Source organism: Alkalibacillus almallahensis (genome assembly GCF_011761495.1).
Lineage (GTDB): Bacteria > Bacillota > Bacilli > Bacillales > Alkalibacillaceae > Alkalibacillus > Alkalibacillus almallahensis.
The window spans coordinates 1-14,956 of sequence record NZ_JAASRU010000007.1 but is presented as its reverse complement, the minus strand read 5'-3'; the positions used below and the strand labels follow the sequence as shown (position 1 = coordinate 14,956).

At 38.4% G+C, this 14,956-nt stretch carries 12 protein-coding genes, 1 riboswitch and 1 other annotated feature; of the genes, 9 read left to right on the top strand and 3 right to left on the bottom strand.

Annotation, left to right across the window (positions count from 1 at the left end; translation table 11 throughout):
• The first annotated feature begins 4 nt into the window (after positions 1-4).
• The 4 genes from menC to ytkD all read left to right on the top strand — a co-directional run bounded on the left by menC (position 5) and on the right by ytkD (position 2,820).
• Entirely contained in the window at positions 5-1,123 is a 1,119-nt protein-coding gene (menC, locus tag FHR85_RS07430) for an o-succinylbenzoate synthase (RefSeq protein WP_167262246.1), read from the top strand.
• 53 nt (positions 1,124-1,176) lie between these two features.
• On the top strand, positions 1,177-1,509 hold the full coding sequence (locus FHR85_RS07425) for a hydrolase (RefSeq protein ID WP_167262245.1): 333 nt from the start codon (positions 1,177-1,179) through the stop codon (positions 1,507-1,509).
• A 247-nt stretch (positions 1,510-1,756) separates the two neighbouring features.
• Positions 1,757-2,320: a hypothetical protein gene (locus FHR85_RS07420; protein WP_167262244.1), complete on the top strand. Its 564-nt coding sequence runs from the start codon at positions 1,757-1,759 to the stop codon at positions 2,318-2,320.
• A 26-nt stretch (positions 2,321-2,346) separates the two neighbouring features.
• Complete coding sequence (gene ytkD / locus FHR85_RS07415) at positions 2,347-2,820, top strand: RNA deprotection pyrophosphohydrolase (protein WP_167262243.1); 474 nt, start codon at positions 2,347-2,349, stop codon at positions 2,818-2,820.
• A gap of 273 nt (positions 2,821-3,093) precedes the next feature.
• Here ytkD and pckA read toward each other — a convergent pair whose 3' ends face one another.
• Positions 3,094-4,689: a phosphoenolpyruvate carboxykinase (ATP) gene (pckA, locus tag FHR85_RS07410; protein WP_167262242.1), complete on the bottom strand. Its 1,596-nt coding sequence runs from the start codon at positions 4,687-4,689 to the stop codon at positions 3,094-3,096.
• 201 nt (positions 4,690-4,890) lie between these two features.
• A riboswitch (SAM riboswitch) is annotated at positions 4,891-4,996 on the top strand.
• Between the two features lie 215 nt (positions 4,997-5,211).
• On the opposite strand from pckA, the gene metK reads away from it, so the two are divergent.
• Positions 5,212-6,411 carry a methionine adenosyltransferase gene (metK, locus tag FHR85_RS07405; RefSeq protein ID WP_167262241.1) on the top strand — a complete coding sequence of 400 codons (1,200 nt, stop codon included), beginning with the start codon at positions 5,212-5,214 and terminating at the stop codon, positions 6,409-6,411.
• Positions 6,412-6,604: 193 nt separating this feature from the next.
• Entirely contained in the window at positions 6,605-8,512 is a 1,908-nt protein-coding gene (asnB, locus tag FHR85_RS07400; protein WP_167262240.1) for an asparagine synthase (glutamine-hydrolyzing), read from the top strand.
• Between the two features lie 35 nt (positions 8,513-8,547).
• Here the strand turns inward: asnB and FHR85_RS07395 are convergent, their stop codons facing one another.
• Positions 8,548-9,060, bottom strand: a complete 513-nt coding sequence (locus tag FHR85_RS07395) for a gamma carbonic anhydrase (RefSeq protein ID WP_167262239.1) — start codon at positions 9,058-9,060, stop codon at positions 8,548-8,550.
• A 73-nt stretch (positions 9,061-9,133) separates the two neighbouring features.
• Between FHR85_RS07395 and FHR85_RS07390 the strand changes: the two genes are divergently transcribed.
• Positions 9,134-9,931 (top strand): alpha/beta hydrolase, encoded by a 798-nt coding sequence (locus FHR85_RS07390; RefSeq protein ID WP_167262238.1) that lies wholly within the window; start codon positions 9,134-9,136, stop codon positions 9,929-9,931.
• Positions 9,932-9,935: 4 nt separating this feature from the next.
• Positions 9,936-11,006: a tetraprenyl-beta-curcumene synthase family protein gene (locus FHR85_RS07385; RefSeq protein ID WP_167262237.1), complete on the top strand. Its 1,071-nt coding sequence runs from the start codon at positions 9,936-9,938 to the stop codon at positions 11,004-11,006.
• Between the two features lie 30 nt (positions 11,007-11,036).
• On the opposite strand, the gene mnmM is transcribed toward FHR85_RS07385, so the two are convergent.
• Positions 11,037-11,600, bottom strand: coding sequence for a tRNA 5-(aminomethyl)-2-thiouridylate-methyltransferase MnmM (mnmM, locus tag FHR85_RS07380; protein WP_167262236.1), 564 nt, complete (start codon positions 11,598-11,600; stop codon positions 11,037-11,039).
• 196 nt (positions 11,601-11,796) lie between these two features.
• Positions 11,797-12,009, top strand: a binding site (T-box leader).
• Between the two features lie 122 nt (positions 12,010-12,131).
• Here mnmM and leuS point away from each other — a divergent pair.
• The gene (gene leuS, locus FHR85_RS07375) at positions 12,132-14,546 is read left to right on the top strand and encodes a leucine--tRNA ligase (protein WP_167262235.1); all 2,415 of its coding nucleotides are present in this window, start codon (positions 12,132-12,134) and stop codon (positions 14,544-14,546) included.
• Positions 14,547-14,956 lie beyond the last annotated feature (410 nt).

The window sequence follows — 14,956 nt, the reverse complement described above, 5'->3', positions numbered from 1 at the left end:
TCAGATGAATATAAAAGAGGTTACCGTTAGGCAGGTTGCGATGAAGTTGAAGCAACCCTTTCAGACGGCTAACGGCCTAGTTGTCACCCGTGATACGTTAATCATTGAAGTATATGATCACAACGGTCATGTAGGATATGGGGAATGCGTTGCTTTTGCTGATCCATTTTATACACCAGAAACGACGACAACAGCATGGGATATGTTAAAGCATTTTATCCTACCTGTTATTCAAAAAGCGCAAATAGATCATCCAAATCAAGTTCATCGTACTTTAAGTGGTATTCAGGGTCATCAAATGGCCAAAGCTGGTATTGAAACAGCTATGTGGGATTTATATGCTAAACAACTCAACAAACCGCTTAAAGAGATAATTGGTGGTACTTACAACCATGTCGAAAGTGGCGTGGTCCTGTCATTAACGGATGATTTAGCATCACAAGTGAAAACTTACATGAAAAAAGGCTATAAACGGTATAAGTTAAAGGTTCAAAAAGGGCAGGAACGTGAGACCATTGAACAAGCGAAAGAATTATTAGGTGATCTGCCTATTATGTTTGATGGTAACGGTATTTATGAACCAGAGGATATGCTTCATTTAACGAAACTTGATGATCTTAATTTACATATGATCGAACAACCATTTCGACAAGATGATTTGTATTACCATCACCAATTGAAGAAGGAAATGAAGACACGAATTTGCCTAGATGAATCCATTAATTCAGAACATGACGCTTTTCAGGCAATTGAGTTAGATGCTGCAGACACGATTAATGTGAAATTAGGACGAGTTGGTGGATATGAAGTCGCTAAGATGATTCATGAGTATGCTAAAGTTGCGAGCATGCCGTTGTGGTGTGGTGGTATGTTAGAAACAGGAATTGGTAGAGCTCATAATGTCATTCTGGCTTCACTGGAACAATTTAAATTACCAGGTGATCTATCAGAATCAGAACGTTACTGGGAACAAGATGTTATTAAGCAACCTTTTAAAGTCAAAGATGGACTAGTGGAAGTGCCAACTAAACCAGGCATTGGTGTGCAAGTCGACCAAAAACGTCTTGAGAAGTTAACGGTAAGACAGTTCGATTTTGATATGAAAACGACTCAACAATTATAGTTTGGATGTATATTTTCGAACCACCGACTAATATTAAGTGATGAGGTGGTTTGATGGATCGTCGAAAATTTTATGTCAGTATTGAGTCTGGTGAAATTTCAGAAGCGAAGGCAGGTAATAATGATGATTTCGTCATATATGGTAACCCTGATGAAATCATCTCATTGCGTGAGTGTTTTGATGAACTACAGGGTGCAGAAGATGCAACTGCATTCCGAGCGACATTACCTTTTAAAGAATACCATCGTGATGAAGAAAATGATGCTTATGATTATTACATGATGAAAGGTTTTAAGATGCTTTATAACCTGGGGGATCATGAAACGAAACAGCATATCGAATCAATGCCTTTCTTTGATCAATTTGATCGAATTGAAGATGAATAAATTTAAAGTGAAACGAAAATAGAAGATGAATCGTCTAATAAAGTAAGTTCGCATAAATCATGTGGACTTACTTTTTTGTTTATTAGACTTAGGCCTAGGTTGGTGGATGATTATGGATATTATCAGAGCTAAATGGCGTGAATGAAAATTTTTTGTGACTTTTATGTTTCAATCGATCATTAATCAGGTAAACAGTTCATATAAATAATATGAGCGTAAGCAGCAAATAGAAAGGTGGATAACAAAAATGAAACGTTCAATTGTAGGACTAGCAGTCGTTAGCATAGCATTACTCGTACTTATTCCTTTTTCATATTCACAACTTAATGCAGCACCCAGTCAATATCAAAGTTCAGAACAATCGAATATAAATTTTGAGGAACGTGAACGTGGCGAAGTTAATTTAGCAAGCAAAGAAAATCCACAATTGAGTGAAGGTGAAGTTGTTCAAGTAACGAAAAGTTTTATGGATCAATTGCTTCAAGATACCAATAGTCAATATGAAGTAAAGAATTATGACTCCATGAAAGCTTATAAAGATAGTTTCAGTGATATAGCAGAACCGAAAGTGGTCAACAAATTCGTGGATCGATATTACGAAGAACGCGATGGTAACCTTTATATCATCCCAACCGAAACACCAGCATGGTTCCAAGTCGGTGAAGATTTTGAACAAGAAACGACAGAAGATGGTAACATTCTTATTACACAAACAAATCAAACAGAACTTGATGGAGAATATACAATTAAGTTTGAACTTCAATTGAAGGATAGCGGTCAACCGTATATAATGGATATACAGTACGAATAAGAAATGAGATAAAGGACCGTGTTCCAGTGGAAGTTTTTAAGGATTATTATAATAATACCGTGAAATTCGTTAAAGGTCAGATGCCGTTTTCGAATAGTGCAAAACATGTTTGGGTCATTGCTCGTTATCAAGATAAATGGTTGTTAACGCAACATCGTGACCGTGGAATAGAGTTTCCTGGTGGCAAAGTTGAACCAGGTGAAACAGCTGAAGACGCAGCTAAACGTGAAGTTTACGAAGAAACGGGTGGCGTTATTTCTACATTAACTTTTATCGGTCAATACTACGTTGATGGTAAAGGTGGCGATATTGTAAAAAATGTATACTTCGCTGATGTCCAGTCATTAGATGAGCGAAAGCATTATTTTGAAACGGAAGGCCCTGTATTATTAGACGAATTACCGAAGAACGTAAAGAAGAATAAACAGTATAGTTTTATGATGAAAGATCAGGTATTGAAAATTTCTTTAGATGAAGTCAATAAACGCTTTTTATCATAAGCAAGGTGGAATTGTTCTCGTTAAACAATTCCACTTTTTTTATGTGATTTATATTAGGATGATTGATTCGTGAGGGTGAGTTAATTGAAATCGATGGTAAATCTCCAAGACTCGCTGGAAAACGGACGACAGTCGCTGGTAACTATGAAAACTTGATGGTAAATGCCCTGAACTCGATGGAAAACTTATTTAGCTAATCTAATCACTCGTGCTTGCACACATAAAAATCCGAACGAACTCAGCTAAGAATTCGTTCGGATCAAGTTGAATCATTTATGTGTGTTTAAATGTAGGGCCTGCTTCTGCGATGTCTTTCGTCACATAATTGAATTGTTTGAAGTTATCGTGGAAGTTAATCGCTAATTCCTGAGCTTTTGCATCGTATGCTTCGTCATTATTCCATGTTTTCTTAGGGTTAAGAACATCACTAGGGACGCCAGGACAAGTAGTAGGCATGTATAAACCGAAAATGTCATCTTGGATGTAATCGACATTATTTAACTCGCCTTCGAGTGCTGCATGCACCATAGCGCGAGTATGACTTAATTTCATGCGCTCACCATCGCCATAAGCACCACCAGTCCAGCCTGTGTTAACTAGGAAAACTTGCACATCATGTTGGTCAATCTTCTCGCCTAACATTTTAGCATAATTAGCAGCAGGTAGTGGCAAGAAAGGTGATCCAAAGCAAGCTGAGAATGTTGCCTGTGGTTCAGTAATACCGCGTTCAGTACCAGCTAACTTACTCGTATAACCACTTAAAAAGTGATACATAGCTTGTTCTTTTGTTAATTTACTGATTGGAGGTAACACACCGAATGCATCTGCCGTTAAGAAAATAATAGTGTTAGGGTGACCTGCAATACTTGGTTCAACAATATTGTCGATATGATCAATGGCATATGCCGCGCGAGTATTTTCCGTTAAATTCGTATCATCGTAATCTGGTAAACGAGTTTTTGCATCAATCATGACATTTTCTAATACGGCTCCAAATCGAATCGCATTATAAATTTGCGGTTCTTTGTCAGCTGATAAGTTAACCGTCTTGGCGTAACAACCACCTTCAATATTGAAAACGCCGCTTTGTGACCAACCGTGTTCATCATCACCGATTAAACGACGGTTCTCATCAGCAGATAATGTTGTTTTTCCTGTCCCTGATAGGCCGAAAAATAAAGCAACATCGCCTTCTTCACCAACATTGGCGGAGCAATGCATCGGTAAAACATTTTGTTTCTCGGGTAACATGTAGTTCATCACGGAGAAAATCGATTTCTTAATTTCACCAGCATATTCTGTTCCACCGATTAATACAATTCGATGCTTGAAGGAAACAATAATAAAAGTTTCTGAATTCGTTCCATCCGTTTCTGGATCCGCTTTAAAGTGCGGAGCAGAAATAACGGAGAATTTGGTTTCATGTTCTGCTAATTCCTCAGCACTTGGACGAATGAACATCTGATTAGCAAACAAATTATGCCACGCAAATTCTGTGATCACTTCAATGGGAAGGCGATGTTTTTCATCGGCTCCAGCAAATCCTTTAAAGGAAAATAGTTGGTCACGTTCAGCTAAATAATCCGTTACTTTATGCAAAAGATTATTAAATACGCTTTCGTTTATAGGTTGATTAACCTCGCCCCAATCGATGCGATCTTTCGTCTCTTCATCTTCAACGATGAATTTATCCTTGGGTGAGCGACCAGTATAATGGCCAGTTGTTGCTCTGATGGCACCAGTTGAGGTTAAAATCCCTTCATCACGTGCTAAAATATTTTCAACTAGTTCCGCAATGGATAAATTTTTATCCGTCTGATTAGCGTTTGATAATTGTGATACCAGTGTATCAGCTTCAATAGTTTTCATTACCAGATCACCCTTTATATAAAATATGTATTTATGTATATGACATAATTCGTTATTAGTATAACACATTTTATAAATTAAACCACACTATTTATAAAATTTTTACACGGATTTTAGTGAAATCTTGCCATTACTAAATGAAGGCGTCAAAAGTTGACACGAAATAAGCCTCACGTTATGATATAGCAGTAAACGGTATTTCTCTTATCCAGAGTAAGTGGAGGGAACAGGCCCGATGAAGCTCGGCAACCATCACATTTGTGACAGGTGCTCATCCTGATGCAAGGGGACCCTTGGACGATAAGAGCGAAAGGCTATACATACCTTTCCCTTGTCTAAATTGGGAAAGGTTTTTTTATTGGTATAAGGTTTGTTTGTATTGAAACTATGAATTAACTTTATTCTAACAGAGCCGATTATCGAAAATAAAGCAAAACTATAAAGGAACCATGAAGTGAACCCATGCTTTGTACAAAGGGTATGAAATCCGTTCCATTAAACAAATGAGGAGGATCTCTAGTTATGACGAAACAACGTCGTCTCTTTACATCTGAATCTGTGACAGAAGGCCATCCTGACAAAATGTCTGACCAAATTTCCGATGCGATTTTAGATGAAATCGTTTCTCGTGATCCTAATGCACGCGTCGCCTGTGAAACGACGATCACAACAGGACTAGTCTTAGTATCAGGTGAAATCTCAACATCAACTTATGTCGATATTCCCACGATCGTGCGTGATACAGTAAAAGATATTGGTTATACGCGTGCTAAATATGGCTTTGATTATGAAACATGTGCTGTATTAACATCGATTGATGAACAGTCAGCTGATATTGCCCAAGGGGTTGATGAGGCTTATGAAAAACGGGAAGGTCAAATGTCAGATGAAGAAATTGAGGCTATAGGTGCTGGTGACCAAGGTTTAATGTTTGGTTACGCTAGCAACGAGACGAAAGAATTAATGCCACTGCCCATTTCATTAGCTCATAAACTATCCAAACGAATGGCAGACGTCAGAAAAACTGAATTAATCCCGTATTTACGTCCAGATGGTAAGACACAAGTGACTGTGGAATATGATGAAAATGGACAAGCAGAACGTGTCGATACGATTGTCATTTCAACACAACATCATCCTGAAATTGATCTTGAACAAATCAAGGCCGACTTAAATGAACATGTGATTAAGCCGGTTGTATCAGAGAACTTAATTGATGATGATACGAAATTCTTCATTAATCCAACAGGTCGTTTCGTAATCGGAGGTCCACAGGGTGATGCTGGCCTGACAGGACGTAAAATCATTGTCGATACTTATGGTGGTTATGCACGGCACGGTGGCGGTGCCTTTAGTGGTAAAGACGCGACTAAAGTAGACCGATCAGCGGCTTATGCGGCTCGTTATGTGGCGAAAAATATTGTCGCAGCAGGACTTGCTGATCAATGCGAAGTTCAATTAGCTTATGCGATTGGTGTGGCTCAACCGGTATCAATTGCTGTTGATACGTTTGGAACAGGTCAAGTTTCAGAAGAAAAATTAGTCGAAGCGGTGCGCGACACGTTTGATTTACGCCCGGCAGGTATTATAAAAATGTTAGATCTCCGTCGTCCAATTTATAAGCGAACGGCAGCTTACGGTCATTTTGGCCGGTTGGATGAGGATTTCACTTGGGAGAGAACAGATCGAGTCGAAGCATTAAAATCAAGAATCAATCAATAGGTTATTGTTTAAGCTACCAAACTTAAGTTTGGTAGCTTTTTTACGTCTTTTGCCAATTTGTATGTCCGCAATGAAACCTAAATGCACAGAAACCCGTCAGTTATAACAGGAACAATTTATTAAGTTTAAATATGAGTGGTAAGACTGCGGTTGTATAATTGTTCTATTTATTGACGGAAAAGAGGTTTACAGCATGTGTGGCTTCATTGGATTAATTAGAAACGAAGAAACTGAATTAACTGAACAAAGTAAGGATTTAGTTAAACAACAGAATGACATAATTACCAACCGTGGACCTGATGATGAAGGTTTTTATTTTGATAGTTACATTTCATTTGCATTTAGACGGTTAAGTATTATTGATCTTGAGGGCGGTCATCAACCGCTACCTTACGAAAATGATCGTTATTGGATCGTTTATAACGGTGAAATTTATAATTATGTGGAATTAAGAACTGATCTGATTAATGACGGTTATGAGTTTGCCACAAATTCGGATACGGAAGTAATCTTGGCCATGTACGCGAAATACGGTGAAGAAGCATTTAAGTATCTGCGTGGGATGTTCGCTATTTTAATCTGGGATAAAGAAGAAGAGCTCTTAGTAGGAGCAAGAGATGAATTTGGTATTAAACCATTATTCTATAGCAGACAAGAAGAAGGTGTTTATTTTTCATCTGAGAAGAAAAGTATCGGTTTAGCAATGGATCAACAGACAGTCGATTCAGAAAGTCTCCAACATTATCTAAGCTTTCAATTTGTACCTGAGCCCAAGACGATGACAGAAGGTGTTCATAAAGTGGAACCAGGTCATTCGTTTAAAATGAAGCCTGGTGACGAACCAGTGTTCAAAAGGTACTTTCATGCTCGATTCACACCAGTACAGACAGAAAAGAAAAAATTAATGAAGCAAATAAGAGATGTAATGTTTGATTCAGTGAATGTTCATATGAGAAGTGACGTACCAGTTGGGTCATTTTTATCAGGGGGCATTGATTCTACCATAATCGTTGCAATGGCAAAGGAATTAAATCCTAATATCAAAACTTTTTCAGTTGGGTTTGAGCGAGAAGGGTACTCTGAAATTGATGTGGCACAGGAATCTGCTGAGGAGCTAGGCGTTGAGAATATTTCTTATGTCATATCTGCAGAAGAGTACGTCAAAAATTTACCCAAGATTATGTGGCATAATGACGATCCATTAGCCGATCCTGCCTGTGTCCCTCTGTACTTTGTTGGTCGAGAAGCATCAAAGCATGTGAAAGTTGCTCTTTCAGGGGAAGGAGCGGATGAGTTGTTTGGTGGTTATAATATCTATCGTGAGCCAGAATCACTGAAGGTTTTTGATTCCATTCCAGGACCAGCAAAAGAGCTGCTACAACGTGTGGCTAAGGTTATTCCAGAAGGTGTAAGAGGGAAGAGTTTTCTAGAACGCGGAACGACCCAATTATCAGAACGCTATATTGGTAATGCAAAAATGTTTGAAGAACAAGAAAAAAAGAATTTGTTAAAACAATATAATGAACAATCAACTTATCAAAATTTCACCAATCCCTTATATCGTGAAGTAGAGAATGCTCACCCAGTGAATCAGATGCAATATGTTGATATACATACATGGTTACGTGGTGACATACTTTTGAAAGCTGATCGTATGACGATGGCGCATTCTCTCGAACTAAGGGTTCCATTTCTAGATCAAGAAGTGTTCCGTGTAGCGAGTTCAATCCCAACTGATTATAAAATTGCTAATGGGACGACTAAGTCAATATTGAGAGAGGCGATGGAAACAGTTGTACCTCCACATGTGCTGAACAGGAAGAAACTTGGATTCCCTGTACCCATTAAACATTGGTTAAGACACGAACTTTACGATTGGGCAATGGTACTAATCCGCAATAGCCAGACAAGTCATTTACTAGACAAAACTGTGATCGAAAAAATGTTAACGGCTCATCGAGAAGGTAAGAATGATTATAGTAGAAAGATATGGACTGTACTTATGTTTATGTTATGGCATCAAATTTTTGTGGAGGGTGTCTATGATATAACGGAATTACAGAAAGAAGAATCACAAGAAAGCAAGCTTATTATGAATTAAACATAGTAAGCTTGCTTTTCTATTATTAAGAGGATTTATTCTTGGTTTTGTTTATAAACTTGTCCTTTATCAACATAACTTTTACGGATTCGGTTCATTTCCTGAATATCTTCATCCGTAATATCGCGAATGACTTTGGCTGGACGCCCGAATGCTAAAGTGTTTGCTGGAATAGTTTTTCCTGGTGGTACTAAGCTGCCTGCACCAATGAATGCATTTTCACCGATTTGAGCTCCATCTAGAATGGTTGTCCCCATCCCGATTAATGCATTTTCGCGTATTTTACAAGAATGGAGTAACACTTGATGGCCAACTGTGACCCCATTCTCGATTTCTAAAGGCATATTAGGACTCTGGTGTAACATACTTTGGTCTTGAATGTTGACGTTTTCACCGATTATGGTTGGTGAAACATCACCACGGATCACCGTTTTAAACCAAATACTACTGTAGGCCCCAATCGTTACATCCCCTGAAATAACAGCATCATCAGCTATGTAAGCCGTCTGATCAATAGATGGGAATTGTTCATAATATGGTAAAATCATGTTTGTCCTCCTATTCGCAATTTATGGTAAGATAATTATATCAAATATTTCGGAATTTTTGGGAGGTCATCACATGGTCATTCATAAAAGTCGGAATGGAAAAGCTGTCATTGTGATTGTACACGGAGCGTTCGAGCATTCTGGTCGTTATGAATGGCAGATCAGTCAGTGGAATGAAGCAGGTTATCATGTGATTATAGGTGATTTGCCGGGGCATGGTGAATCAGAAGGTAAACGTGGCCATGTCAATTCATTCGACGAATATATTAAGACCGTACAAAAGTGGCTAGATGAAGCCAAGTACTTTGAATTACCAGTTTATTTACTTGGTCATAGCATGGGTGGTTTAATTGTGATTCGTACTTTGGAAGAAACGAAAGAAGCTGTGACAGGAGTTATATTATCTTCTCCGGGGCTTGGTTTGCAGACGGTTCCGCATAAACCAGTCTATCACCTTTCAAAGTTGCTCGATAAAATCATGCCATCCATTCGGTTTAAAACGAATGTTAAGCCACAACTCGCAACACGAAACGAAGCTTTTCATATAAGAGATGAATCCGATCCGCTTTTTTTACATAAAGTTTCAGTACGGTGGTTCCATGAATTCGAACGCGGTATTGATCAAGCTTTTAATCAAATTAGATATTATCCTGATCTACCAACTTTATTCATGCAAGCTGGAGAAGATAAACTTGTGTCGGTATCAGATGTTGAGAAGTTTTATAATAAACTAGCTGTACAAGATAAAAAATATATTTTTTGGCCAGACTTGTATCATGAAGTCTTTAATGAGCCAGAAAGAGATGAAGTATTTGAAGTAGCCAAGGATTTCACGGATGCCTTATTACCTAGTGATCAGGAGGGTTCATAACGTCATGAAAACACCGACTTCGTTGTGGCAGGTGCTAAACGTGTCTTATCGAAACCTGTTCCCAGAAGTAAATCGTCAATTAGCCTATTGGCGGAAAAAAGCTGAGAGTATACCGAATAAAGAGTTAAGATCACAGGCGCTTGCTAGTATAGAGGCTAAGACTTTCCATTGTGAAGGTGGTTCGATTTACGCTAGTTTAGCAGGAGATTCTTGGCGTGATGCAGTCCGTTTTATAGTGGCTTATCAAACAATCAGTGATTATTTAGACAATTTATGCGATCGTAGTTTATCCCTTGATCCTGAAGATTTTCGACAACTACACGAAGCACAATTGGATGCCATTCGGCTCAACTCAGATTATGATAAGAAAAATTACTATCAGTATCGAGAGGATCAAGATGATGCTGGTTATCTAAAGGACCTCATTGCAGAATGCCAAACGGTCATTACGCAAATAAATCACTACGATTTGATTCAAGCTGATATTGGACGATTAGCTTCGCTTTATGTAGATTTACAAGTACATAAACATGTCACGCATGAAGAGCGTGTTTCTCGGTTAACGAAGTGGTATGAAAGCGAAAACGATGATCCTGATTTAAGTTGGTTTGAATTTTCGGCGGCTACTGGATCTACGTTAGGCGTTTTTTGTATCGTGTCATATGGTTTAGCAGGTCAAGATCGTGCCCATATGATGAGAAAGGCATTATTTCCGTCCTTACAAGGGTTACATATTTTATTAGATTACTTAATTGATCAACGTGAAGACGAAGTGGAAGGTGACTTAAATTTTGTTTGGTATTATCAGGACGAGCATGAGCGCCATAAACGATTAAAACAGTTTATTCAAAATGCTAAACAAGATTTACATGGTATTCCAGATCAAACGTTTCACCAATTAATAGTTGATGGACTGGTAGGCTTATATCTATCTGACCACAAAATGCTTGAGACCAAAGAGCAAAAGGAAGTGGCAAAATCTTTATTGAGTGAAGCGGGATGGCGCGCTAAAGTGGTTTATTTTAACGGCCGTACTTACCGTCGATTCAAGAAATTACGAAAAATCAATTCATGAATAACGCTTTTAGTCTAATCGCTAAAAGCGTTATTTTTTATAGATTCCAACGACAAAGGGTGCGTTATTACTACGATTAACCATGTGGTACATAGCGACATCCATTTTAGCAGCAGGTTGCTTTTGCAGGTGTTGGATTAATAAATCTTTTTCAATTTGTCCGGAGTCATGACCTGGATATATGACGATCACGATCATCCGATGACGCATCAATAGTTCAAATAAACTATCAATGGCTTGTATCGTTGAGTCTGCTTGTGTCGTGATGGATTCATCACCACCTGGTAAAAACCCTAAGTTGAAGATAACCCCACCGATTGATGAGATACCTTGTTTATTTAAGTAGCCCTTTGCCTGCTCATGCCCTAATTTTACGGATGTAATATTGTTAATATCATTTTGATTGAACAAAGACTGTGCTTGATCAATAGCTGATTGTTGTATGTCAAAGCTATAAACATGGCCGTTAGGTCCGACTTCTTGACTTAACGCGACGCTATCATGCCCGTTACCTAGTGTGGCATCGACGACAATATCGCCTGAATTTAATGTTTCACTGATCCATTGATGTGCGAAGGGGATGATTTGTTTCATGATTTTTCTCCTATCTTCATTAGTAAACAATACTCATCATAACATGGTAGAAGGACCCTAAGGAAAATGAATAATAAATGGATGGAAAGTGTAAAAGTTATGTTTTAAAATGGAAGGTTGAGAAGAAAGTCCGAACACTCACTTGACATTTAGCATATGCTTAAGTAAACTATGATTGAACTAATATTAATTTTATAAGCAAACGATCATGAAGGAGTAGTAAGTTAATTGACATATATAGAGAGGCAACGGTTGGTGAAAGTTGTTTATGTCGAAACTGAACTCGCCTTTTAGTTTCACACATGAATTAAGTGGTAGTGTGTGACGTGTTTCCGCGTTAAGGAACTCGAGTGAGTCATCTTAGGGTGACTAATTTGGGTGGTACCACGGGTAATCTCTCGTCCCATTGTATATGGGGCGGGAGTTTTTTATTGTTTTCACGATTAGAATCATTCATTTTGGTTAAGAGCTGTCTTTAAGAATGGTTCGAAGCCGAGATAGACACATTTATAAATAAGGAGGAGCTAGTCAATGGCATTTAATCATCGTCAAATTGAACAAAAATGGCAACGCTTTTGGGAAGAAAATAAAACGTTTAAAACAAACACTGAATCATCGAAGCCTAAGTTCTATGCACTCGATATGTTTCCTTATCCATCAGGAGCAGGGCTTCATGTCGGTCATCCAGAAGGCTATACAGCGACAGATATTGTTTCACGAATGAAGCGCATGCAAGGGTATGAAGTGTTACATCCAATGGGTTGGGACGCTTTTGGTTTACCCGCAGAACAATATGCGATTGATACGGGGAATGATCCATCTGTTTTCACTCAACAAAATATCGAGATCTTTAAGCGCCAAATTAAATCGCTTGGTTTCTCGTATGATTGGGATCGTGAAATCAATACAACAGATCCAGACTACTACAAATGGACACAATGGATTTTTGTTAAATTGTACGAACAAGGTCTAGCTTATATTGATGAAGTGCCGGTTAACTGGTGCCCAGCGCTAGGAACTGTTCTAGCTAATGAAGAAGTTATTGATGGCGTTAGTGAGCGCGGTGGGCATCCTGTGACCCGTAAGCCGATGCGTCAGTGGATGCTTAAAATTACCGAATACGCTGATCGTTTACTAGAAGACTTGGATGAACTTGATTGGCCAGAAAGCTTAAAAGATATGCAACGCAACTGGATTGGAAAGTCAGAAGGCGCTGAAATCACCTTTAATATCGAAGGGTCTGACCACCAATTTCAGGCGTTCACAACTAGACCCGATACGATTTTCGGAGCAACATATGCTGTCTTCTCACCTGAGCATCCTTTAGTAGATAATATTACAACATCTGAACAGCGCGGGAAAGTTGATGCTTATATAGAAGAAGTAGGGAAGAAAAGTGAACTAGAGCGTACTGACTTGGCAAAAGAAAAAACAGGTGTATTCACTGGAGCATATGCCATTAATCCAGTAAGTGGTCAACAAATGCCAATTTGGATTGCGGACTACGTGTTAATGTCTTATGGTACTGGTGCGATTATGGCAGTTCCGGCACATGACGAGCGTGATTATGAATTTGCGAAAGCATTTGATTTGCCAATTGTAGAGGTTGTTTCAGGAGGGAATATTGATCAAGAGGCTTATGTAGAAGATGGCCCACATGTTAATTCAGACTTCTTGAATGATTTATATACAAACGAAGCAATTGAAAAAGCAATCGAGTGGCTAGAAGCAAACGAATATGGTAAACGTCAAACAACGTATCGCCTACGTGATTGGCTGTTTAGTCGTCAGCGTTATTGGGGTGAACCAATTCCGATTATCCATTGGGAAGATGGTTCGATGTCAGCCGTTAATGAAGAAAAGCTTCCGTTAGAACTACCGAAAACGAGTGAGATTAAACCATCTGGTACAGGAGAGTCACCACTTGCTAATATCCAAGAATGGGTAAATGTGACTGACCCAGAAACAGGTATGAAAGGCCGTATTGAAACCAATACCATGCCACAATGGGCAGGTAGCTGTTGGTACTATCTACGTTATATTGACCCTAATAACGATGAAATGCTAGCGGACCCAGAGAAATTGAAAAAATGGCTTCCAGTCGATATATACATTGGTGGAGCTGAACATGCTGTGCTTCACCTATTATATGCACGTTTCTGGCATAAGGTATTATATGATCTAGATGTTGTACCTACGAAAGAACCTTTCCAAAAGTTATTTAACCAAGGCATGATTCTTGGTGAAGGTAATGAGAAAATGAGTAAGTCTAAGGGGAACGTCATTAACCCTGATGATATTATTAATTCTCATGGTGCTGATACCCTACGTTTATATGAAATGTTTATGGGACCATTAGATGCGTCAGTTGCCTGGAGCACCAATGGCTTAGAAGGAGCGCGTCGTTTCTTAGACCGTGTTTGGCGATTAATGGCTGACGAAAATGGTAATCTTTCGAGCAATGTGAAAGACGAAGCGAATCAAGAACTCGATAAAGTCTATCATGAAACAGTCAAGAACGTATCGGAGTACTTTGAAGAATTACGCTTCAATACAGCTATATCACAAATGATGGTTTTCATTAATGAATGTTATAAAGCAGAATATGTACCACGTGACTATGCAGAAGGTTTCGTGAAACTAATTACGCCAATTGCCCCACATTTAGGTGAAGAACTTTGGTCAGTCTTAGGATATGATGGAACTATTACGTATCAGTCTTGGCCAACTTATGACGAAGCCAAACTAGTTGAAGATACAGTCGAAATTGTCCTACAAGTTATGGGCAAAGTAAGATCAAAAGCAGAAGTTCCTAAAGATGCAACAGAAGATGAACTACAAGAGATTGCCTTAAATGATGAAACGATTAAGGAATGGATCGACGGTAAAACGGTGCGTAAAGTTATTGCAGTTCCTGGCAAACTGGTCAATATCGTGGCTAATTAAATTGAGTTTTAAACCCTTAAGTTGATTAATCGACTTAAGGGTTATTTTGTTCTTGACGAAGCATAATTATCAAGTTATACTCGGTTTTGTCGTTTTTAAAAGGACGACTTAACTCGAAATGTTTATGAGACAATCTTATTGACATTCTTAGTTAGCTATTATATAATATTTCATACACATTAATAGAGCTTGTCTCAAATTTATATAGACTATATAGATTTTGAGTCTCAATAATTTGTTTCAATAAGTTATTGACATTAATCGTGATAACTTGTTATATTAATGGATGTCGCTTTTTGAAGGCGAAATCGATTCAAACAATCGATTAAAAAGATTAATAAAAAGTTGTTGACTTCCGGTTTTCAACTTGGTATATTAGTCATTGTCGCTTTCGAACGCGACACACATCG

Excerpts from the sequence above, each read along its gene's own strand:
- FHR85_RS07425 (WP_167262245.1), top strand. The coding sequence starts at position 1,177 with ATGGATCGTCGAAAATTTTATGTCAGTATTGAGTCTGGTGAAATTTCA.
- FHR85_RS07420 (WP_167262244.1), top strand. The coding sequence starts at position 1,757 with ATGAAACGTTCAATTGTAGGACTAGCAGTCGTTAGCATAGCATTACTC.
- mnmM (WP_167262236.1), bottom strand. The coding sequence starts at position 11,600 with ATGAAACAAATCATCCCCTTCGCACATCAATGGATCAGTGAAACATTA.
- FHR85_RS07395 (WP_167262239.1), bottom strand. The coding sequence starts at position 9,060 with ATGATTTTACCATATTATGAACAATTCCCATCTATTGATCAGACGGCT.
- FHR85_RS07390 (WP_167262238.1), top strand. The coding sequence starts at position 9,134 with ATGGTCATTCATAAAAGTCGGAATGGAAAAGCTGTCATTGTGATTGTA.
- menC (WP_167262246.1), top strand. The coding sequence starts at position 5 with ATGAATATAAAAGAGGTTACCGTTAGGCAGGTTGCGATGAAGTTGAAG.
- metK (WP_167262241.1), top strand. The coding sequence starts at position 5,212 with ATGACGAAACAACGTCGTCTCTTTACATCTGAATCTGTGACAGAAGGC.
- FHR85_RS07385 (WP_167262237.1), top strand. The coding sequence starts at position 9,936 with ATGAAAACACCGACTTCGTTGTGGCAGGTGCTAAACGTGTCTTATCGA.
- asnB (WP_167262240.1), top strand. The coding sequence starts at position 6,605 with ATGTGTGGCTTCATTGGATTAATTAGAAACGAAGAAACTGAATTAACT.
- pckA (WP_167262242.1), bottom strand. The coding sequence starts at position 4,689 with ATGAAAACTATTGAAGCTGATACACTGGTATCACAATTATCAAACGCT.
- leuS (WP_167262235.1), top strand. The coding sequence starts at position 12,132 with ATGGCATTTAATCATCGTCAAATTGAACAAAAATGGCAACGCTTTTGG.